Annotated in this window: 21 protein-coding genes; 7 read left to right on the top strand and 14 right to left on the bottom strand. The window is 73.6% G+C overall.

Features of this window, described 5'->3' with window-relative positions:
- The 3 genes from ppsA to fbaA all read right to left on the bottom strand — a co-directional run.
- Positions 1 to 1,463, bottom strand: a 1,463-nt coding sequence (gene ppsA, locus BLS67_RS22995; protein ID WP_242654302.1) for a phosphoenolpyruvate synthase, incomplete at its 3' end; no start/stop codon positions are given.
- Positions 1,464 to 1,689: 226 nt separating this feature from the next.
- Positions 1,690 to 2,097 (bottom strand): DUF3151 domain-containing protein, encoded by a 408-nt coding sequence (locus BLS67_RS22990; RefSeq protein WP_091250743.1) that lies wholly within the window; start codon positions 2,095 to 2,097, stop codon positions 1,690 to 1,692.
- The gene (gene fbaA, locus BLS67_RS22985) at positions 2,094 to 3,125 is read right to left on the bottom strand and encodes a class II fructose-bisphosphate aldolase (RefSeq protein ID WP_091250740.1); all 1,032 of its coding nucleotides are present in this window, start codon (positions 3,123 to 3,125) and stop codon (positions 2,094 to 2,096) included. Before fbaA ends, BLS67_RS22990 begins: the two co-directional genes overlap by 4 nt.
- Positions 3,126 to 3,231: 106 nt before the next feature.
- Between fbaA and BLS67_RS22980 the strand changes: the two genes are divergently transcribed.
- On the top strand, positions 3,232 to 4,020 hold the full coding sequence (locus BLS67_RS22980; protein ID WP_131801833.1) for a hypothetical protein: 789 nt from the start codon (positions 3,232 to 3,234) through the stop codon (positions 4,018 to 4,020).
- A 3-nt stretch (positions 4,021 to 4,023) separates the two neighbouring features.
- Here BLS67_RS22980 and BLS67_RS22975 read toward each other — a convergent pair whose 3' ends face one another.
- Both BLS67_RS22975 and BLS67_RS22970 read right to left on the bottom strand, forming a co-directional pair.
- Entirely contained in the window at positions 4,024 to 5,376 is a 1,353-nt protein-coding gene (locus tag BLS67_RS22975; RefSeq protein WP_091250733.1) for an FAD-dependent oxidoreductase, read from the bottom strand.
- 19 nt (positions 5,377 to 5,395) lie between these two features.
- A complete protein-coding gene (locus tag BLS67_RS22970; protein ID WP_091250730.1) occupies positions 5,396 to 6,817 on the bottom strand; it encodes an FAD-binding oxidoreductase in 1,422 nt (473 codons plus the stop codon).
- Positions 6,818 to 6,897: 80 nt separating this feature from the next.
- Between BLS67_RS22970 and BLS67_RS22965 the strand changes: the two genes are divergently transcribed.
- Entirely contained in the window at positions 6,898 to 7,509 is a 612-nt protein-coding gene (locus tag BLS67_RS22965; protein WP_091250726.1) for a DedA family protein, read from the top strand.
- A 101-nt stretch (positions 7,510 to 7,610) separates the two neighbouring features.
- On the opposite strand, the gene pyrE is transcribed toward BLS67_RS22965, so the two are convergent.
- Positions 7,611 to 8,171 carry an orotate phosphoribosyltransferase gene (gene pyrE, locus BLS67_RS22960; protein WP_091250723.1) on the bottom strand — a complete coding sequence of 187 codons (561 nt, stop codon included), beginning with the start codon at positions 8,169 to 8,171 and terminating at the stop codon, positions 7,611 to 7,613.
- 33 nt (positions 8,172 to 8,204) lie between these two features.
- Between pyrE and BLS67_RS22955 the strand changes: the two genes are divergently transcribed.
- Complete coding sequence (locus BLS67_RS22955; RefSeq protein WP_091250719.1) at positions 8,205 to 8,669, top strand: TspO/MBR family protein; 465 nt, start codon at positions 8,205 to 8,207, stop codon at positions 8,667 to 8,669.
- A 15-nt stretch (positions 8,670 to 8,684) separates the two neighbouring features.
- Here the strand turns inward: BLS67_RS22955 and BLS67_RS22950 are convergent, their stop codons facing one another.
- Together BLS67_RS22950 and BLS67_RS22945 are read right to left on the bottom strand one after the other, a co-directional pair.
- Positions 8,685 to 9,320 carry a fasciclin domain-containing protein gene (locus BLS67_RS22950; RefSeq protein ID WP_091250716.1) on the bottom strand — a complete coding sequence of 212 codons (636 nt, stop codon included), beginning with the start codon at positions 9,318 to 9,320 and terminating at the stop codon, positions 8,685 to 8,687.
- Between the two features lie 17 nt (positions 9,321 to 9,337).
- The gene (locus tag BLS67_RS22945) at positions 9,338 to 10,918 is read right to left on the bottom strand and encodes a molybdopterin-dependent oxidoreductase (RefSeq protein WP_207500845.1); all 1,581 of its coding nucleotides are present in this window, start codon (positions 10,916 to 10,918) and stop codon (positions 9,338 to 9,340) included.
- Positions 10,919 to 10,953: 35 nt separating this feature from the next.
- On the opposite strand from BLS67_RS22945, the gene BLS67_RS22940 reads away from it, so the two are divergent.
- On the top strand, positions 10,954 to 11,385 hold the full coding sequence (locus tag BLS67_RS22940) for a hypothetical protein (protein WP_131801832.1): 432 nt from the start codon (positions 10,954 to 10,956) through the stop codon (positions 11,383 to 11,385).
- A gap of 51 nt (positions 11,386 to 11,436) precedes the next feature.
- On the opposite strand, the gene BLS67_RS24240 is transcribed toward BLS67_RS22940, so the two are convergent.
- Together BLS67_RS24240 and clpB are read right to left on the bottom strand one after the other, a co-directional pair.
- Positions 11,437 to 12,105: a hypothetical protein gene (locus BLS67_RS24240; protein ID WP_091250708.1), complete on the bottom strand. Its 669-nt coding sequence runs from the start codon at positions 12,103 to 12,105 to the stop codon at positions 11,437 to 11,439.
- A 121-nt stretch (positions 12,106 to 12,226) separates the two neighbouring features.
- Positions 12,227 to 14,854 (bottom strand): ATP-dependent chaperone ClpB, encoded by a 2,628-nt coding sequence (gene clpB / locus BLS67_RS22930; RefSeq protein ID WP_091250704.1) that lies wholly within the window; start codon positions 14,852 to 14,854, stop codon positions 12,227 to 12,229.
- Between the two features lie 141 nt (positions 14,855 to 14,995).
- Between clpB and BLS67_RS22925 the strand changes: the two genes are divergently transcribed.
- From BLS67_RS22925 to BLS67_RS22915, 3 genes are all read left to right on the top strand, one after another.
- Positions 14,996 to 15,457: a MarR family winged helix-turn-helix transcriptional regulator gene (locus BLS67_RS22925; protein WP_091250701.1), complete on the top strand. Its 462-nt coding sequence runs from the start codon at positions 14,996 to 14,998 to the stop codon at positions 15,455 to 15,457.
- Positions 15,458 to 15,520: 63 nt separating this feature from the next.
- Positions 15,521 to 15,964 (top strand): OsmC family peroxiredoxin, encoded by a 444-nt coding sequence (locus tag BLS67_RS22920; protein WP_091250698.1) that lies wholly within the window; start codon positions 15,521 to 15,523, stop codon positions 15,962 to 15,964.
- Between the two features lie 131 nt (positions 15,965 to 16,095).
- A complete protein-coding gene (locus BLS67_RS22915; RefSeq protein ID WP_131801831.1) occupies positions 16,096 to 16,398 on the top strand; it encodes a hypothetical protein in 303 nt (100 codons plus the stop codon).
- A 58-nt stretch (positions 16,399 to 16,456) separates the two neighbouring features.
- On the opposite strand, the gene BLS67_RS22910 is transcribed toward BLS67_RS22915, so the two are convergent.
- The 4 genes from BLS67_RS22910 to BLS67_RS22895 form a co-directional block, all read right to left on the bottom strand.
- Complete coding sequence (locus BLS67_RS22910) at positions 16,457 to 18,214, bottom strand: MFS transporter (protein WP_242654301.1); 1,758 nt, start codon at positions 18,212 to 18,214, stop codon at positions 16,457 to 16,459.
- Between the two features lie 53 nt (positions 18,215 to 18,267).
- On the bottom strand, positions 18,268 to 18,738 hold the full coding sequence (locus BLS67_RS22905) for a MarR family winged helix-turn-helix transcriptional regulator (RefSeq protein WP_091250693.1): 471 nt from the start codon (positions 18,736 to 18,738) through the stop codon (positions 18,268 to 18,270).
- Positions 18,739 to 18,889: 151 nt separating this feature from the next.
- Positions 18,890 to 19,432: a MarR family winged helix-turn-helix transcriptional regulator gene (locus tag BLS67_RS22900; protein ID WP_242654300.1), complete on the bottom strand. Its 543-nt coding sequence runs from the start codon at positions 19,430 to 19,432 to the stop codon at positions 18,890 to 18,892.
- Positions 19,429 to 19,848, bottom strand: coding sequence for a heat shock protein transcriptional repressor HspR (locus tag BLS67_RS22895; protein ID WP_091250690.1), 420 nt, complete (start codon positions 19,846 to 19,848; stop codon positions 19,429 to 19,431). The genes BLS67_RS22900 and BLS67_RS22895 overlap by 4 nt, the downstream gene beginning before the upstream one ends.

The following is a 19,848-nucleotide window of genomic DNA, read 5'->3' as shown; positions in this document are numbered from 1 at the left end:
GTCCCCACATTCATCATGATCTTGGTGGGGATGTCGGGCATCGCGTCCAGCCGGGTCTCGGTGACCTCGAAGTCGACCAACCCCTCGTAGACGTTGCCGACGTCGCCCTCGGCGCAGGAGACCGTCACCTCCTGCCCGTCGGTCAGGGTGCGGGTGGCATCACCGGTGCCGACCACGGCGGGGATGCCCAGTTCGCGGGCGATGATCGCCGCGTGGCACGTCCGCCCGCCGCGGTTGGTGACGATCGCCGACGCGCGCTTCATGATCGGCTCCCAGTCCGGGTCGGTCATGTCCGCGACCAGCACATCACCGCGGGCGAAGTCGGCCATCTGCTCGATGTCGGTGAGGATCTTGACTGCGCCGGCGCCGATCTTCTGCCCGATCGCCCGACCCTCCACCACCACCTCACCGGTGCCGGTCAGCTTGTACCGCTCCAGCGTGCTGCCAGCGCGGGACACCACCGTCTCGGGCCGGGCCTGCAGCACGTACAGCTGCCCGTCCAGACCGTCCTTGCCCCACTCGATGTCCATCGGACGCCCGTAGTGCTCCTCGATGGTCACCGCGTAGCGGGCCAGGGTCAGCACCTCGTCGTCGGTGAGGGACAAGGTGCGGCGCTGCGCGTCGTCGACGTCCACGAACTCCGTCGTCCGGCCGACGGTCGCGTCGTCGGTGTAGACCATCTTGGTCGCCTTCGCGCCCACCCCCCGCTTGAGGACGGCGGCCTTCCCGGCCTTGAGCGCGGGCTTGTAGACGTAGAACTCATCCGGGTTCACCGCACCCTGCACCACACCCTCACCCAGGCCGAACGCGCTGGTGATGAACACCGCATCCGGGAAACCGGACTCGGTGTCCATGGTGAACATGACGCCGGACGAGCCGATGTCCGACCGCACCATCCGCTGCACACCGGCGCTCAGCGCGACCGCGTCGTGGTCGAAGCCGTGGTGCACCCGGTAGGCGATCGCCCGGTCGTTGTACAGCGACGCGTACACCTCGCGGATCGCGGTCAGGATGCTCTCGATGCCCCGCACGTTCAGGAAGGTCTCCTGCTGCCCGGCGAAGCTGGCGTCGGGCAGGTCCTCGGCGGTCGCGCTGGACCGCACCGCGAACGACAACTCCGCATCGGAGGCCAGCTGCTCGTAGGCGGCCCGGATGTCGGCCTCCAACGCCTCAGGGAAGGGCTGGTCGACCATCCAGCCGCGGATCTCCTTCCCCGCCGCCGACAACGCGCGCACGTCATCCACGTCCAGCGAGCCCAGCTTCTCGGTGATCCGCTCCGCCAGACCGGTGTCACCCAGGAACGACCGGTACGCCGACGACGTCGTCGCGAACCCGTCGGGGACCTTCACCCCCGCATCCGCGAGGTTGGAGATCATCTCCCCCAGCGAGGAGTTCTTGCCCCCCACCTCCTCCAGATCACCCATGCCCAGATCGGCGAACCAGCGGACGTTGTCGGTGCTCACGGTGTTCCTCTCCTCGGGGCACCCCGCACCGGGCTGCGCCGGTGGTCGAGGACGGGAGAGCCGTCCCCTGCGGGTGGAGCCACGCTGCTCACCGTCGGATCGTGCCACGCCGGGCACCCTCCCGCCCGAGCCCCCGCCCACCCACGTCGTCCCGGGATCCGGTGGCCCCGCAGGGCGGGAGGATGCCCGGGACGACGTGGGTGGGACCAGCGGCTGCGCCGCGGTGCTACGCCGCCAGCGAGGGGTCGCAGTCGCGCAGGAGCTCGGTCAGCCGCTGGGTCTCGGCCGTCTCGCCGATGGCCTCGCTGGCCTTGGCCAGCTCGGTGACGCAGCGCAGGAAACCCTGGTTGGGGGCGTGCCGCCACGGCACCGGGCCGAAGCCCTTCCAGCCGTTGCGGCGCAGGGCGTCCAGGCCGCGGTGGTAGCCGGTGCGGGCATAGGCGTAGGCCTCGATCGTCCGGCCGCCGGCCAAGGCCTCCTCGGCCAGCGCGGCCCAGGCGGCGCTGACCGTGGGGTGCGCGGCGGCGACCTCGGCGGCCGGGGTGCCGGCGGCCAGCGCCGCCGACGCCTCGGGGGTCTCGGGCAGCAGCGTCTCGGGCGGGGGGCCCAGCAGGTCCCGGTGCGCGTGGGTCACGCCTGGGACTTCCCGGCCGACAGCAGGTCCTCGCAGGCGGTCTGCACGCGCGCGGCCATGCCGAGCTCGGCGGCCTTCATGTAGGTGCGCGGGTCGTAGACCTTCTTGTTGCCGACCTCGCCGTCGACCTTGAGCACGCCGTCGTAGTTGCTGAACATGTGCCCGGCGATGGGCCGGGTGAAGGCGTACTGGGTGTCGGTGTCGACGTTCATCTTCACCACGCCGTAGGAGAGGGCCTCGCGGATCTCCTCCTGCGACGAGCCCGACCCGCCGTGGAAGACCAGGTTGAACGGCTTGCTGCCGGCCTCGAGGCCCAGCTCGGCGACGACGACCTCCTGGCCCTCCTTGAGGATCTCGGGGCGCAGCTGCACGTTGCCCGGCTTGTAGACCCCGTGCACGTTGCCGAACGTGGCGGCCAGCAGGTAGACGCCCTTCTCGCCCAGACCCAGGGTCTTCGCCGTCTGCACGAAGTCGCCGGGGGCGGTGTAGAGCTTGTCGTTGATGTCGTGGGAGACGCCGTCCTCCTCGCCGCCGACGACGCCGATCTCGAGCTCCAGCACGATCTTGGCCGCGGAGGTCTTGGCGATCAGCTCCTCGGCGATCGACAGGTTCTCGTCCAGGTCGATGGCCGAGCCGTCCCACATGTGCGACTGGAACAGCGGGTTCTCGCCCCGGTCGACCCGCTCCTGCGAGAGCGCGATGAGCGGCCGGACGTAGGAGTCCAGCTTCTCCTTCTGGCAGTGGTCGGTGTGCAGCGCGACCTGCACCGGGTACTGCTTCGCGACGACGTGCGCGTACTCGGCCAGCGCGCTGGCGCCGACGACCATGTCCTTGACCCGGGTGCCGGAGATGAACTCCGCGCCGCCGGTGGAGAACTGGATGATGCCGTCGCTGCCGGCCTCGGCGAACCCGCGCAGCGCGGCGTTGACCGTCTCCGACGAGGTGCAGTTGATGGCCGGGTAGGCGAAGCCGCCCTCCTTCGCCCGGCTGATCATGTCGGCGTAGACCTCGGGGGTCGCGATGGGCACGGTGACGCTCCTGTCGATCGAGGTGGTCCTGCTCGCCGGCAAGTATCCCGCCCGGACGGGGGACGACGACAGCGGGCGACGTGGGCATCGGGCACCATCTCCCCGCATGACTGCACCTCGGCCCTGGTCCCCGGACGGCCCGCCCCCGCCCGGGCCCGGTGCGGCGGCCCCCGCCTGGACGCCGCCGACCGGGCCGCCGCCCCGCAGCTCCCCGCCGTGGTGGGGCCCACTGCTGGCCTGGTTCTTCCTGGTGACCGGCTTCGTCCTCGGTGCCGGACTGGGTGGGATCACGCCCTGGGCGGTCGTCCGCGGCCCCGACGGCGCACCGCGGTCGGTCACCGGCACCGGCCTCGTCGGCACCGACCTGGTGCCGCTGCCGCTGCTGTCCTTGGCCGTCGTGGTCACCTTCGCGGGTCTGGTCGCCGCACCCCTGTTCGGGCTGGCCGCCGTACCGGGCGCCCGGTGGGCTCGGTGGGTGGTCACCGTCGTCCTCCTCGGCATGCTGGCCACCGTGGCCGTGGTCGCCCTCCAGGACGCCGCCGACCAGGCCGCCCGGCCCTACGCGGACGGGGACGCCGCCTACACCGAGACCGTCGCGATCCTCGCCGTGGTCTTCGCCGTCCCCACGGCCCTGCTCGTGCTGCTGACCTGGGTGGCCCGTCGGGGCGCGGCGATCACCGCGGCTGTCGCGGCGTACGCCGCAGCAGCCGCGCACCTGGCCACGCTGGCCCTCCTCGTGGTCTACCCGCCGGAGGTCGTCCGGGGTGCGTGGCTGCAGCTGCTGGCCGTGGCCGTGTCGGCCGGCGGCGCCTGGCTCCTGGTGCGCACGACGCCGCGTCGACCACGCACGGCGCCCGCGCTGCAGCCGGGCGACCCCGGGTGGACGGCGGCCTGAGCGTCAGCCCCGCTCGGTGCGGCTGACCACCCGCGCCGCGACCGAGACCGCGTCGTAGGTCGGGGAGAACGGCGGCGCGTAGGAGATGTCGGACCCGGCCAGCTCGTCGGCGGTCATGCCCGCCCAGATCGCGGTGGCCAGGACGTCGATGCGCTTGCCCGCACCGGCACCGCCCACGACCTGCGCACCGAGCAGGCGACCGGAGCCCTCCTCGGCGATCAGCTTCACCGCGAGGTCCTCGGCCCCGGGGTAGTACCCGGCCCGGGTGGTGGCCTCGATCGTCTCGTGCCGGAACGCGAAGCCGGCGGCCTCGGCCTGCGTGGTGCACAGCCCGGTGCGGCCGATCTCGAGGCCGCCCACCTTGGTCAGCGCGGTGCCCAGCACGCCGGCGAACCGGGCGGGCCGGCCGGCGATCACCGAGCCGGCGACCCGGCCCTGCTTGTTGGCGTGGGTGCCCAGCGCGACGTGGGCCGGTTCGCCGGTGAGCCGGTGGTAGGTCTGCACGCAGTCGCCGGCGGCGAAGGCGTTGTCGTGGGTGCGGCTGCGCATGGTGGCGTCGACGTCGATCCCCCCGGTCACCCCGATGCCGAGACCGGCGTCGGCGGCCAGCCGGGCCTCGGGCCCCATGCCGAGCCCGAGGACGACGACCCGCGCCTCGTAGGAACCCTGGTCGGTGCGCACGCCGCGGGCCGTGCCGGCGTCGTCCAGCAGCACCTCGCGCACGGCCTGGTCGGTGTGCACCGTCATGCCCTGCTCCCGCATCGCGGCGCACACCCGCTCGCCCATGTCGGCGTCCAGCAGGCCCATCGGCAGCGGGTCGGCCAGCACGACGGTGACGTCCAGCCCCCGGGTCTGCAGCATCTCGGCCATCTCCAGACCGATGTAGCCCCCACCCATCACCACCGCGGGGGCCCCGGCGGGCAGGTCGGCGATCCAGGCCCGGATCGCGTCGCCGTCGTCGAGGCGGTGCACGCCGAACACCCCGGGTGCGTCCAGGCCGTCGATCGGCGGCCGGGTGGGCCGACCCCCGGTGGCCACCAGCAGGGTGTCGTAGTCGAAGGTGCGGCCGTCGTGGCTGGTCACCCGGCCGGCCTCGAGGTCGATGCCGGTCGCCCGGGTGCAGGTGTGGACGACGAGCCCGCGCTCGCGGTGCTCGGCCGGGGTGCGGGCCACGAGGTCCTCGCGGGAGTCGACCAGACCGCCGATCCAGTACGGGATCCCGCAGGCCGAGTACGAGGTGTCCCGCCCCTGCTCCAGGACCACGATCTCGAGCTCCTCGTCGAGCCGGCGCGCCTGCGCCGCCGCCGACATCCCGCCCGCATCGCCCCCGATGACCACCAGCCGTTGCTTCGACACAGGGCCCCGGTGCCCGCGATCAGCCCGCGCTGAACATCTTCCCGGGGTTGAGCAGGCCGTCGGGGTCGAGCGCACGCTTGACGGAGCGGTGCACGTCGAGGCCGACGGGGCCGATCTCGCGCTCGAGCCAGCCGGTCTTGAGGTTGCCGACGCCGTGCTCGCCGGTGATCGTGCCGCCCAGCGACAGGCCCAGCTCGAGGACGTCGTCGAAGGCGGCGAAGGCCCGGGCGCGGTGGTCGTCGTCGGTGGGGTCGAAGCACATCGTCGGGTGCATGTTGCCGTCGCCGGCGTGCCCGACCACCCCGATGACCAGGCCGCGGTCGCGGGCGATCGCGTCGCAGCCGTCGAGGAAGGCCGCGATCCGCGACCGGGGGACGGCGACGTCGTCGATCAGCGTGGTGCCCAACGCCTCGAGCGCGGGCAGCGCCATGCGGCGGGCGGCCAGCAGCAGGTCGCCCTCGGCGGCGTCGTCGGTGACGTGCACCAGGTCGCAGCCGGCGTCGCGGCACAGCTGCGCCAGCACCTCCATCTCGGCCAGCGCCGCCTCGCCCCCGGCGTCGGACTGGGCGACCAGCAGGGCGTGCGCGTCGCGGTCGAGGTCGGCCTTGAGCATGTCGTCGACGGCCCGGATGCAGGTCTGGTCCATCACCTCGAACAGGCTGGGGACGACGCCGCAGCTCACCGCGGCCTCGACGACCTGCCCGGTCTGCGCGGTGGTGGAGAACGTGGCGACGAGGGTGACGGGGGTCTGCGGGGCCGGCCGCAGCGAGAGGGTGGCCTCGGTGATCACGCCGAGGGTGCCCTCGGACCCGACGAACAGCTTGGCGAGGTCGTACCCGGCCACGCCCTTGACGGTGCGCCGCCCGGTGCGCAGCACCCGCCCGTCGGCCAGCACCACCTCGAGCCCGAGCACGTAGTCGGTGGTCACGCCGTACTTCACGCAGCACAGGCCGCCGGAGTTGTTGGCCAGGTTGCCGCCGATCGTGCACCAGTCGTACGAGCTGGGGTCGGGCGGGTAGAACAGGCCGTGCCGGGCCACCTCGTCGCGCAGGGCCTTGTTCACCACCCCCGGTTGGACGACGGCCAGCCGGTCGGCGGTGGACACCTCGAGCACGGCGTCCATGCGGGTCATGACCAGCGTGATCGCGCCGTCGACCGCGTTGGCGGCACCGGCCAGCCCCGACCCGGCACCCCGCGGGACGACGGGCACGCCGTGGGCGCTCGCGATCCGCATGACCGCGGACACCTCGGCGGTGGTGCGCGGCAGCACGACGGCCGCCGGGGTGCCGGCGTGGGCCAGCATCGCCTGGTCGCGGGCGTAGGCGGCGGTCACGTCGGGGTCGGTGAGCACGCTGCCGGCGCCCAGCGCCTCGGTGAGCTCGGCCAACCAGGCGGGCGTGGACGCGGTCGGCGACGTCGTCGTCGCTGTGGTGGCGGTCACGTGACCACGGTACGACCTGGCACCGACACGCCCCAGCTCGTCCAGGGTTCTCACAGCCCGCGCACGTACGGTCCCCGCCCGTGAGTTCCTTCCTGGACCCCGAGCACCTCATCAACACCTTCGGGCTGATCGGGATCGCGGTGATCCTGTTCGCCGAGTGCGGGCTGCTCGTCGGGTTCTTCCTGCCCGGCGACTCGCTGCTGTTCACCGCCGGGCTGCTGGTGGCCGGCGGGGTGTTCACGGTGCCGCTGTGGGTGCTGCTCGTCGTGCTGCCGCTGGCCGCGATCGTCGGGAACCTGGTGGGCTACTGGATCGGCCGGCGGGTCGGCCCGGCCGTGTTCAACCGGCCCGACAGCCGCCTCTTCAAGGCCGAGTACGTGCACAAGTCGCAGGAGTTCTTCGACCGCAACGGCAACCGGACGATCCTGCTGGCCCGCTTCGTGCCGATCATCCGCACCTTCGCCACGGTGATGGCCGGGGCCTCGCTGATGGACTTCCGCCGCTACGCCGTGTGGTCGGTCATCGGCGGGGTGCTGTGGGCCGGCGGGGTGACCCTGCTGGGCTACTGGCTGGGTCAGGTCGCCGTCGTCCGCGACCACGTCGAGCTGTTCATCCTGGGCATCGTCGCGCTCTCGCTGGTGCCCGTGGTGATCGAGGTCGTCCGCAACCGCCGCTCGGGCCGCCCCGCCTGACCTCGACGCCAGCGCCCACCGGCTACGCCAGGCCGAGCAGAAGGACCCCGTCGCCCCCCACCACTCGCGAGCTCGCGGCGGGCCCCTGCGACGCGGCCGGATCAGCCGGACTGAAGGCCGAGGTCTTCGAGGGAGAAGGCGGCGCGGTACTCGTAGCCGGCGGCCTCGACGGCCGCGCGGGCGCCCCGGTCGACGATGACCGCGATCGCCACGACCTCGGCACCGGCCTCGACCAGCGCCTCGGCGGCGGTCAGCGGGCTGCCGCCGGTGGTCGACACGTCCTCGACCACGAGCACCCTCCGCCCGGCGACCTCGGGGCCCTCGATGCGGCGCTGCAGCCCGTGCGCCTTGCCCTGCTTGCGCACCACGCAGGCGTCCAGGAACCCCTCGCCGTCGCCGGCCGCGTGCAGCATCGCCGTCGCCACGGGGTCGGCACCCAGGGTCAGCCCGCCGACGACGTCGTAGCGCAGGTCGGCGGTCAGCTGGCGCATCACGCGCCCGACCAGCGGCGCACCCTCGTGGTGCAGCGTCAGCCGGCGCAGGTCGATGTACCAGTCGGCCTCGCGCCCCGAGGACAGCGTGACCTTCCCGTGCACCACGGCCAGGTCGGTGATCAGCTCCTGCAGCCGGGTCCGGTCGGGGTGCGGGGTGGTCGCCGTCATGCGGCCGACCCTACTGAGGACGACGATCGCGGCATGACGATCTCCTCGGACCGGGTCGCCGCCGCAGCACTGGCCGTCGGCTCCGCCGTGGTCGGCGGCCTGGCCACCGACCCGGGCAGCCGCTGGTTCGCCCGGCTCGACAAGCCCTCCTTCTACCCGCCGCCGCAGGCCTTCGGCATCGTGTGGAGCGCGCTCTACACCGGCATCGCCTGGGCCGGCGGCGAGGTGCTGGTGAAGGCCGACGCGCAGCAGCGGCACGACTTCGCCCGCGCCTACGCGACCAACCTGGCGCTGAACACGGCCTGGACGCCGATCTTCTTCCGGGCGCACCGGCCGTGGCTGGCGACGCTGGAGTCCGCGGCGCTGACCGCCTCCACGGTCGACCTGGTGCGCCGGGCCGACCGGGTCAGCCGGCCGGCCGCGGCCGCCCTGGTCCCGTACGCGGCGTGGACGGCGTTCGCCACGGTGCTGTCGGGCGCGATCGCCCGGCGGAACTGATCCCGCCCGGGTCGATCACGCCTCCGGGCTGAGCACCTGGTCGACGATGTAGACCGTGGCGTTGGCGGTCTGCACGTTGCCGCAGACCAGCGTCGCGTCGGCCGTGCCGAGCAGCGTCTGGTCGGCCGACACGGTCGGGGCGTCGGCGGTGCCCCCGACGGTGAGCGTGTCGCCCAGCAGCGTGGTGTGGTCGCCGACCAGCTGGTCGGGGGCCAGCCGGCCGCTGATCACGTGGTGCTGCAGCACCGAGGTGAGCCGGGGCAGATCCGCGACCAGGGCGTTGATCTGGTCGGCGGGGACGGCGTCGAAGGCCGAGTTCGCCGGGGCGATCACCGTGATGTCGGTCTGGGCGTCGAGCGCGGCGGTCAGGTTGGCCGAGCCCACCACCGACGCCAGGGTGGTCAGCAACGGGGTGCCGGCTGCGGCCGTGGCGACCGGCTGGGTGGCCGCCGTGCTCAGCAGGGCGGGGTCGGCGGTCAGCTGCGCGCAGCCCGCACCGACGGGGCCGGTGTCGGTGGCCTCGGCGGACGTCGTCGCGGCCGTCGAGGTGGCGGCCGCGGTGCTGTCGCCGGAGTCGGAGGAGCAGCCGGTGCCGAGCAGGACGACGGTGGCCGCGATCAGGGCGCCGCGAGCGAGGCGGGTGCTGGTCATGGGTCCAGTGTCGGGCATCAGGCCACGTCCACCGTGATGGTGTGCCAGCCCGTCGCGCCGGAGGGGAACGGCGGCGCCTGCTCCTCGGGCTGCCGTCGTCCGTCCGCGTCGGTGGCCCGCACCGAGACCTGGTGCTCGCCGCTGCGCAGCTGCACCGGCAGGTACCACTGCCGCCACAGGTCCACCGTGGCCTCGGGTGCGAGCTCCGCCCGCCGCCACTCGCCGTCGTCCACCCGGACCTCGACCAGGTCGATCCCGGTGCCCTGGGCCCAGGCGACCCCGGCCACGACCACGGTGCCGGCGGCGGCGTCGCTGACCGGGGTGTCGATCCGGGAGGCGATCCTGATCGGCCCCTCGGCCGCCCAGCCGCGCTGCACCCAGTAGGCGTCCTGCGCGTCGAACGTGGTCGCCTCGATCCCGGTCAGCCACTTGCAGGCCGACACGTAGCCGTACAGCCCGGGCACGACCATCCGCACCGGGAAGCCGTGCTCGACCGGCAGCGGCGCGCCGTTCATGCCGAAGGCCAGCATCGCGTCGGGGACCTCCAGCGCGGCGCGGGTCGGCGTCCCGATGGTCATGCCGTCGCTCGAGCGGCACAGCAGCTGGTCGGCACCGGACTGCACCCCGAACTCCCGCAGCAGCGGACCCAGCGGCACACCCAACCAGCGCGCGCTGCCGGCCAGCGTGCCGCCGACCTCGTTCGAGACGCAGGTCAGCGTGATGTCCCGCTCGACGACGTCGGGGCGGGCGAACAGCTGCGCCAGCGTGATCGACCCGGGCCGGTCGACCATCCCGGTCACGCTCAGCGCCCACGTGCTGGGGTCCAGCTGGGGCACGCTGATCGCGGTGTCCACCCGGTAGAAGTCGTCGGCCGAGGTCAGCAGCGGGGTCAGGCCGTCCACGGCACCGGCCAGGTCCGCGCCGTCGGGCAGTGCGGGAGCCGGGTCGGTCGGGTCGGGCAGCACGAGGTCCTCGCGGGCGTCGGCCACCGCGAACCGGCGCTGCAGCACCAGCCCGCCCCCGCCGGCGACCACGGCGGCACCCAGGGCCGCACCCCCGGCCAGCAGCACCCCGCGCCGGCCCGGGTCCGGCCCGGCGGCCAGGGCCTGCAGCCGTGGCAGCAGCGCGAGGAGCACCCCGACCCCGGCGATGCCGGCCAGCACCGAGGGGACGGCGTCCAGCGGCGACCCGGTCGGGCCGGTGACCGCCGCGACCGCCCCGAGGAGGCCGAACAGGCCCACCGCGACGACCCCGGCGGCCGGCCGGCGGCGCGCCGCCAGCCCGGTCCCGACCGCCCACAGCAGGACGACGACCAGCACGCCGCCGACCAGCACCGCCTTGTCGGCCGCCCCGAAGGTGGCGATCGCGAACTCCTTCAGCCCCTCGGGCGTGGCCCGCACCGCTGCGTCGGACACCGCGACCACCGGGCTGGACGACGACCCGACCACGCCGGCGGCGAGCTCGCCGACGCCGAGGGCGACCGCGGCGGACAGCACGCCGGTCAGGGCAGCTGTCGCGCGACCGGTGCCCACGACCCGGGGTTCGCGCTGCGCGGCCTCGTGGTTCGCGGCCTCGTGGTCCAGGGCCGGGGGGTTCACCCCACCAGTGTGCGGGCCCGTGCCAGGGTGGGGTGGTGACCGAGCCCGCGCCCGCTCCCCCGTCGGTCCGCGTCGCCGTCGGTGCCCTGCTGGCCCTGGCGGTGCTGCTCGTGGCCAGCGCGGTGCTCGGCCTCGTCGGCCAGGACGCCGTCGTCGACCGCTTCCTGGCCGCGCAGCCGGACCTGGACCGGGCCGCGATCACCCGGTCGCTGGTGCTCGGTCAGGTGCTCTACCTCGTGCTGGGCCTGGCCGCCGGGGTCGGCGCGCTGGCCCTGCTCCGCCGGCGGTCGTGGGGCCGGTGGCTGGCGGTCGGTGCCGCGCTCTTCCTCGGGCTGCGCACCCTGCTGTCGACCCTGCAGGCCGGCGGCACGACCGTGCTGACCCTGCTGGTGCTCGTGCTCTGCGTGGCCTCGGTCGCCAGCCTGCTGGCCAGGACCACCCGCGACTGGCTCCCGGCGACGGGCTGACGAGCACGACGGGCCCCGCCGTCCCGGGGGACGACGGGGCCCGCGCTCGGCTCAGCGACCCTTGTTGGCCGCGTACCAGGCGCTGGAGTCCTTCTGGGCCAGGAAGAAGATGCCCGCGGCGATGAGCAGCAGCTGCAGGATGCTGACGATCGTCAGGATGGCGATCCCGGTGCCCCCGATGCCGAACAGCCCGGAGACCAGGCTCAGCCCACCCAGCACGAACAGCGTGATCCGCGCCCAGTTCTTGCCCTGGTAGGCGAACCAGATGATCGCGCAGTAGGCGGCGAAGAAGATCAGCCCGACGACGGCCCCGGCGCTCGCCGCTCCCGAGCTGACCCCCGACAGCGAGGCGTCGACCGAGTTCGGGTCGATGCCGGCGTCCCGGTAGGCGTTGTCCAGGATCGTGTCCAGGCTCGCGAACGTGATGATCGAGCCGATCAGGCCGACGACCGTGGCGGCCACGAAGGCGTAGACGCCGTTGGTGACGTTCTTCGGCCGCGCCGGCACCTGGCCGGGGGTGCCCCAGCCGGCCTGCGGGGCCGAGGGGTAGCCGCCCTGCCCGTAGCCGGGCTGCTGCTGGCCGTAGCCGGGCTGCTGGCCGTAGCCGGGCTGCTGCTGGCCGTAGCCGGGCTGCTGGCCGTAGCCCGGCTGCTGACCCTGCGGGGGCTGCCCTTGTCCGGGCTGGCCCCAGTCGCCGGGGTGTCCCTGTCCTGACGTCATGCGTCCTCCTCGATCGGCCCCGGCACACCCGGGCGGGAAGATCATGACGGGCATCGCCGGTGCAGGCGACCCGGGACGCGCCGGTGTGCCCGCCGGCCGGGCACACCGGCGGGCACCGCGGTCAGGCCGTCAGCTCCCGGGGGGCTCCGGGTGGCTCCTCGGTGGAGGCCGCCCCCGACCGCCGCACGGTGAGACCATCGGCCAGCTCCCCGGCCACGTCGACCAGCACGGTGTCGCCGTCCCGGACGTCGCCGGCCAGCAGCGCGCGGGCCAGCTGGTCGCCGATCGCCGACTGCACGAGCCGGCGCAGCGGCCGGGCCCCGTAGACCGGGTCGAACCCGTTCATGGCCAGCCACTCGCGGGCCGCGGCGGACACCTCGAGGGTGAGCCGGCGCGCGGCCAGCCGGCGGGCCAGGACGGCGACCTGGATGTCGACGATGCCGGTCAGCTCGTCGGTGCCGAGCGGGCGGAAGACGACGACGTCGTCGAGCCGGTTGAGGAACTCGGGCTTGAAGTGCGACCGCACCACCTCGTCCACCGCCCGGCGCTTGGCCTCGGCGGGGATCGACTGGTCGGCGATGACCTGCGAGCCCAGGTTGGAGGTCAGCACCAGGATCGTGTTGCGGAAGTCGACGGTGCGGCCCTGCCCGTCGGTCAGCCGGCCGTCGTCGAGCACCTGCAGCAGCACGTCGAAGACGTCGGGGTGGGCCTTCTCGACCTCGTCCAGCAGCACGATCGTGTACGGACGACGCCGCACCGCCTCGGTCAGCTGACCGCCGGCCTCGTAGCCGACGTAGCCGGGGGGTGCCCCGACCAGCCGGGCGACCGAGTGCTTCTCGGAGTACTCGCTCATGTCGATGCGGACCATCGCCCGCTCGTCGTCGAACAGGAACTCGGCCAGCGCCTTGGCCAGCTCGGTCTTGCCGACGCCGGTGGGGCCCAGGAAGAGGAAGGAACCGGTGGGCCGGTCGGGGTCGGCGACCCCGGAGCGGGCCCGGCGGACAGCGTCGGCCACCGCACGGACGGCCTCGGGCTGGCCGACGACCCGGCCGGCGAGGACCTCCTCCATGCGCAGCAGCTTGGCGGTCTCGCCCTCGAGCAGCCGGCCGGCGGGGATGCCGGTCCAGGCCTGCACGACCTCGGCGATGTCGTCGGGGCCGACCTCCTCCTTGAGCATCGAGGCCTCCCCCGTGCTCGCCGACGCGTCGGCCAGCGCCTTCTCCAGGGCCGGCAGCTGGCCGTAGCGCAGCTCGGCGACCCGGGCGAGGTCGCCGTCCCGCTCGGCGCGCTCGGCCTCCTGGCGCACCGTCTCGAGCCGCTCCTTGGTCTCCCGGATCCGGTCGATGGCGCCCTTGTCATGCTGCCAGCGGGCGGTCAGCTCGTCGAGCAGCTCGCGCCGGTCGGCGAGGTCCTCGCGGAGGGCGACCAGCCGGGCCCGGGAGCCCTCGTCCTCCTCCTTGGCCAGCGCCATCTCCTCGATCTCCAGCCGGCGGACGACGCGCTCGACCTCGTCGACCTCGACCGGGCGGCTGTCGATCTCCATGCGCAGCCGGCTGGCGGCCTCGTCGACCAGGTCGATGGCCTTGTCGGGCAGGAAGCGGGCGGTGACGTAGCGGTCGGACAGCGTGGCGGCCGAGACGATCGCGGCGTCGGTGATGCGCACGCCGTGGTGCACCTCGTAGCGCTCCTTGAGCCCGCGCAGGATCCCGATGGTGTCCTCGACCGTGGGCTCGCCGACGAACACCTGCTGGAAGCGGCGCTCCAGGGCCGGGTCCTTCTCGATGTGCTCGCGGAACTCGTCGAGCGTCGTGGCGCCGACCATGCGCAGCTCGCCGCGGGCCAGCATCGGCTTGATCATGTTGCCGGCGTCCATCGCGGAGTCGCCGCTGGCGCCGGCGCCCACGATCGTGTGCAGCTCGTCGATGAAGGTGACGACCTCGCCGTCGGAGTCGGTGATCTCCTGCAGCACGGCCTTGAGCCGCTCCTCGAACTCCCCCCGGAACTTGGCGCCGGCCACCATCGCCGAGAGGTCCAGCGACATGAGCCGCTTGCCCTTCAGGCTCTCGGGGACGTCGCCGGCGACCATGCGCTGGGCCAGGCCCTCGACGATGGCGGTCTTGCCGACGCCGGGCTCGCCGATCAGCACCGGGTTGTTCTTGGTCCTACGCGAGAGCACCTGGACGACGCGGCGGATCTCGGTGTCCCGGCCGATGACCGGGTCCATCTTGCCGTCGCGGGCGCGCTCGGTGAGGTCGACGGCGTACTTCTCCAGCGCCTTGAACGTGCCCTCGGGGTCGGCCGAGGTGACCTTGCGGGACCCGCGCACCGTGCGGAAGGCAGCCAGCAGCGCGTCGTCGGTCGCCCCGGCACCGGTCAGCACCGACCCGGCCTCGCCGCCCACGGCGGCCAGCCCGACCAGCAGGTGCTCGGTGGAGACGAACTCGTCGCCCAGCGCGGTGGCCTGCTCGCCGGCGGCGTTGACCACCCGCAGGAAGTCCCGCGACGGGGACGGCGCGGCCACCGTCGAGCCCGAGACGCTCGGCAGCCGGCGCAGCGCGGCGTCGGCCTTGGCGCGCACCTCACCGGGGATCGCGCCGGTGGCCTGCAGCAGCGGACCGGTGATCCCGTCGGTCTGGTCCAGCAGGGCCAGCAGGAGGTGCAACGGCTCCAGCGCGGCCTGGCCGCGGTCGACCGCCAGCCGCTGGGCAGCGGCGATGGCCTCCTGCGAACGGGTGGTCAGCTTGTCCATGGTCGGGGCGGTGTCCTCTCGTACGGGTGGGTGTCGTGCGGTCCAACGAGCACGAGGTTGAGTCTGTTCCGCTCAACCTACGCGGTGGTCTCGGAACGGGTGGGCGTCACATGGTTGGCCTCCGCCCCTTAGGCTCTCCTCATGTCCGACACGCCGTCACCCAGCGTCGAGCTGGACGACCAACTCTGCTTCGCTCTGTACGCAGCGTCGCGAGCCGTCACCGCTCGTTACCGCCCGATGCTGGACCGGATGGGCCTCACCTATCCGCAGTACCTGGTCATGATGCTGCTCTGGGAGACCGACGGACAGACCGTGGGTCAGCTCGGCAGCCGGTTGGCGCTGGACTCGGGCACGCTGTCGCCCCTGCTCAAGCGGCTCACCACCGCGGGCCTGGTCACCCGGCACCGGCGCGTCGACGACGAGCGGTCGGTCTCCATCCAGCTCACCGCCGAGGGCAAGGCCCTGCAGTCGCAGGCGCTGCAGGTGTCGGACGAGATGATCGGGGCACTGGGTCTGACGATCGCCGAGTTCGACCACCTCAAGGCCGAGCTCCGCACGCTCACCGACCGGGTCGCCGCCGACGGGAACACCGCACCGGCCTGATCGGTTGTGCACGATCGAATGGGTGGCCGATCGTCGGCTGCCCGCGACGACGAAGGAGCACCGATGCCCACCCGCACCGCACGCACCGCCTGGAACGGCACCCTCGAGAACGGGTCCGGCCAGGTCGAGCTGACCAGCTCCAAGCAGGGCACCTTCGAGGTCTCCTTCCCGAAGCGCGCGGCCGACGACGCCGGCGGGGCCACCTCCCCCGAGGAGCTCGTCGCCGCGGCGCACACCTCGTGCTACGCCATGCAGCTGTCCGCCCTGATCGCCCAGGCCGGCGGCACCCCCGAGTCCCTCGAGGTCTCCGCCGACGTCTCGCTCGGCCCGGACTCCGGCGACGGCGGCTTCAAGCTCACCGGCATCAAGCTCACCGTCCGCGGCGAGGTCGACGGCCTCGACGAGGCCGGCTTCACGAAGGCCGCCGAGGCCGCCAAGGCCGGCTGCCCGATCAGCAAGGCCCTCACCGGCGTCGAGATCACCCTGGACGCCGCGCTCGTCTCCTGAGCGAGGACCTGGCCGCAGGGTCAGGCCGTTCCAGCACGTCACCTGGGCCCCTCCCCGTGCGGGAGGGGCCCTTCGTGCATCCACGGGCGGCGCACAGCCCCCGCACGGACGCCGGGAGGAGCGTGCTCGGCATGGAACCCGAGAGCCCCCTGGAAGCCCGTCGGCGCGGGACGCTGCGGCTGCGGCTGGCCACCGCCGGCGTCGCCACCGCCGTCCTGGTCGGCACCAGCGCGACGACCATCGCCCTCGCGGACACCGGCAGCACCTCCACCGCCGAGTCCGCCACCACCGACGCGGGGACGACGTCGACGAGCACCGGGTCCACGTCGTCCTCCGACTCCACGACCTCGTCGTCCACCGACTCCGGCATCTCCGCGGGGTCCGGCGTGACGTCGTCCTCGGGCAGCGCGGACGCCAGCTCGGGCGGTTCCTGACCCGGACACGACGAGGGCACCCTCCCCGCGGGGAAGGGTGCCCTCGTCGCGTGCGGTGTCAGCGGCCGGCGTGCACCCGGTCGGCCAGCGTCTCGTGCCGACCGTGCTCCTCGAGCTCGTCGCCCACGAAGGCGGTCACCCGCACCGGCTCGGCCGGGCCCTCGACCCCGCCGACGGCGTGCCGACCGGCCAGCTGCTGGTCGACGGCCGCGGTGCTGCCCGCCGGGACGTCGGGCGCGACCTCGCCGCCGTCGGCGGACTGCTGGGCGACCCGCTGGTCGCCGCTCTCGGTGCGCAGCGCCACCTCGTGGATGAACACGACCGCGACCACCGTGATGACCGACAGCAGCGCCGCGATCAGGAAGATCCGCCCGGTGGCGTCGCCGTAGGAGACCCGGATCAGGTCCTGGATCGCCGGCGGGGCGTCGTTCAGCGTGGCCAGCCCGACGTCCCCGGACCCGGCCTGGCCGGCCGCACCGGCGGGCAGGCCGTCGGTGATCAGGGTGGTCACCCGGGCGCTGAGGACGGCGCCCAGCACCGAGACGCCGATCGTGCCGCCCAGGCTGCGGAAGAACGCGACGGCGGAGCTCGCGGCCCCCAGGTCGGTGGCGGCCACGGTGTTCTGCACGGCGAGGACCAGGTTCTGCATGGTCATGCCGATGCCCAGGCCCAGGACGGCGAGGAAGACCCCGAGCAGCACCATGTTCGTGGTGTGGTCGATCGTCGAGAGCAGGCCGAACCCGGTGGCGACCAGGACCGACCCCGTCACGAGGTAGGCCTTCCACTTCCCGTACCGGGAGATCAGGATCCCCGACACGGTCGAGGAGACCAGCAGCCCGCCGACCATCGGGATGGTGAGCAGCCCGGCCGCGGTGGGCGAGTAGCCGCGCGAGATCTGCAGGTACTGGCCGAGGAAGACCGTCGAGCCGAACAGCGCCACGCCGACCGCGACGCTGGCGATGATCGCCAGCGACGTCGTGCGGTCGCGGAACAGGCGCAGCGGGACGATGGGCTCCTTGGCCCGCATCTCGGTGACGACGAACGCGACGACGGCGAGCACGCCACCACCGACCATCAGCAGGGTCTCCAGCGACATCCAGGCGAAGGTGTCGCCGGCCAGGGTGACCCAGATCAGCAGCAGGGAGACACCGGCGGTCAGGAAGGCGGCACCCAGGTAGTCGATGGTCACCTGGCGCTTGATGGTGGGCAGGTGCAGCGTGCGCTGCAGCAGGACCAGGGCGACGACGGCGAACGGCACGCCGACGAAGAAGCACCAGCGCCAGCCCAACCAGCTGGTGTCGACCAGCAGGCCACCGATCAGCGGGCCGCCGACGGTCGCCACGGCCATGACGCCGCCGAGCAGACCGGAATACCGGCCGCGCTCGCGGGGGCTGATCATCGCGGCCATCGCGATCTGCACCAGGGCCTGCAGGCCACCCAGGCCCAGGCCCTGCAGCACGCGCCAGCCGATCAGCGTGGGCACCGACTGCGCGAGGCCGGCCAGCATCGACCCGACGACGAACACGACGATGGCGATCTGGATGAGCAGCTTCTTGCTCATCAGGTCGGCGAGCTTGCCCCAGATCGGGGTGGACGCCGTGCTGGCCAGCAGGGTCGCCGTGACCACCCAGGTGTACTGGCTCTGGCTGCCGCGCAGGTCGGTGATGATCGTCGGCAGGGCGTTGGAGACCACCGTGGAGGACAGGAACGCCACGAAGAGGGCGAGCAGGAGGCCGGAGAGGGCCTCCAGGATCTCCCGGTGGGTCATCCGACCCTGTTGCTGCGCCGGGGCGAGCTCGGCGGTGGTGCTGGCCATGCGGGGGACTCCTGGGTGTGTGGTGGGCGAGGTTGCGGGTGCTGCGCCGGGGCTCATGCGGGGGCCGGCGTCCGGGGCGGTCGCCCGAGCGAGAGGTCGGCGGTGAGGCGTTCGAGCAGGCCGCAGAGGGTGTCGGCCTCCTCGTCGGTCCACCCGGCGAGGGCGGCTGCGGCCCAGCCGGAGCGGACCGCGCGGGTCCGGGCGAGGGCGGCGGCCCCGGTCTCGCTGAGGCCGATCAGGCTCGCCCGGCCGTCCAGCGGATCGGGCCGGCGGACGACGTAGCCGTCCTTCTCCAGGGCCGCGATCTGCCGGCTGGCCACCGACCCGTCCACGCCGAGCCCGGCCGCCAGTGCGCTGCAGCGCTGCTCGCCGTCCCGCTCGAGCGGGGCCAGCAGGGCCCAGCCGAAGCCGGGCAGGTCGCCGTAGAGCTCGTGCGCCGCGGACTGCGACAGGTGGCGGCCGGTGCGGATGAGCTGGCTCAGACCGGAGGTCAGCCGGTCGGCGGTGCTCTGCGCGATCTGCACGGGGACCTCCAGGGGGTTGCTTGTAGACCCCAACCATCTTCACGCAGTTGGTTGTTGTCTGCAACCTGATACCGGGAGACCTGCCTCACCAGCACGCAGAACGGCCGCGTCCCCTGCAGGGGACGCGGCCGTCGGGTGCCGGTGGAGAGCTTCAGCCCTGGGTGGGCGTGCCCATCTGGGCCTCGCGGGCCTCGCCCAGCCGGTTCAGCCGGCCGAGCAGCGACCCGAGCGCGGCGACGTCGTCGGTGGGCCAGTCGGCCAGGTCGGCCTCCCAGCGGGCCCGCCGCGCGTCGCGGATCTCGGACAGCCGCCGGTGGCCCTCGGCCGAGGTGGACAGCACCTGCGCACGGCCGTCGTCGGGGTCGGCGACCCGGTCGACCAGCCCGGCGTCCACCAGGGACGCGACCTGCCGGCTGACCGTGGACTTGTCCAGCCCCAGCCGGACGACGACGTCGCTGGCGCGCAGCGGGCCGGCGTCGTCGAGCAGGACCAGCAGCCCGTAGGCGGCGCCGTCCAGCCCGCTGTGCAGCTCACCGGCCAGCCGGCCCTGGATCGCGCGGGCCCGGCGGAGCAGCAGGGCGATCTCGCGCTCGAGCTGGACGTGCGCCTCGTGCGCGGCGGGGTCGGCGGTGGTCGTCGCGGTGCTCACGTGCTCCTCGACGTGCGGGGACCCGTCGGGGTTCCCGGGGGTCACCGGCTGCTCCGCGGGCCGCGCGGCCGCCAGACCACCAGGGCGGTGCCCGGGGAGGGGTGGCCGAAGTCGGGCCGGAACGCGGACTCGGCCGCCAGGGCCCGGTGCTGGGCGACCTCGACCTCGGCCAGCAGCTCGCGCACCCGGTCCTGCAGAGCCTCGACCTGCGACTCGAGCTCGATGATCCGCTTGATGCCGGCCAGGTTGACGCCGTCCTCCTGGCTCAACCGCTGCACCTCGCGCAGCAGGGCGACGTCCCGGGGGCTGTACCGGCGGCCGCCGCCGGCCGTGCGGCCAGGGCTCACCAGGCCGAGCCGGTCGTACTGGCGCAGCGTCTGGGCGTGCATGCCGGCCAGCTGGGCGGCCACCGAGATGACGAAGACCGGGGCGTCGTCGGCCACGGACCGGGGGTCGGTCAC

The sequence above is a fragment of the Klenkia soli genome, from assembly GCF_900103975.1.
In the GTDB taxonomy this organism is placed as follows: Bacteria; Actinomycetota; Actinomycetes; order Mycobacteriales; family Geodermatophilaceae; genus Klenkia; species Klenkia soli.
This window is presented reverse-complemented; position numbering and strand designations above follow the sequence as displayed.

Coding starts and splice junctions, on each gene's coding strand:
- BLS67_RS24240 (WP_091250708.1), bottom strand. CDS start 12,105: ATGACGTCAGGACAGGGACACCCCGGCGACTGGGGCCAGCCCGGACAA.
- BLS67_RS22910 (WP_242654301.1), bottom strand. CDS start 18,214: ATGGCCAGCACCACCGCCGAGCTCGCCCCGGCGCAGCAACAGGGTCGG.
- BLS67_RS22980 (WP_131801833.1), top strand. CDS start 3,232: ATGACTGCACCTCGGCCCTGGTCCCCGGACGGCCCGCCCCCGCCCGGG.
- BLS67_RS22950 (WP_091250716.1), bottom strand. CDS start 9,320: ATGACCAGCACCCGCCTCGCTCGCGGCGCCCTGATCGCGGCCACCGTC.
- clpB (WP_091250704.1), bottom strand. CDS start 14,854: ATGGACAAGCTGACCACCCGTTCGCAGGAGGCCATCGCCGCTGCCCAG.
- BLS67_RS22955 (WP_091250719.1), top strand. CDS start 8,205: ATGACGATCTCCTCGGACCGGGTCGCCGCCGCAGCACTGGCCGTCGGC.
- BLS67_RS22920 (WP_091250698.1), top strand. CDS start 15,521: ATGCCCACCCGCACCGCACGCACCGCCTGGAACGGCACCCTCGAGAAC.
- pyrE (WP_091250723.1), bottom strand. CDS start 8,171: ATGACGGCGACCACCCCGCACCCCGACCGGACCCGGCTGCAGGAGCTG.
- BLS67_RS22915 (WP_131801831.1), top strand. CDS start 16,096: ATGGAACCCGAGAGCCCCCTGGAAGCCCGTCGGCGCGGGACGCTGCGG.
- BLS67_RS22925 (WP_091250701.1), top strand. CDS start 14,996: ATGTCCGACACGCCGTCACCCAGCGTCGAGCTGGACGACCAACTCTGC.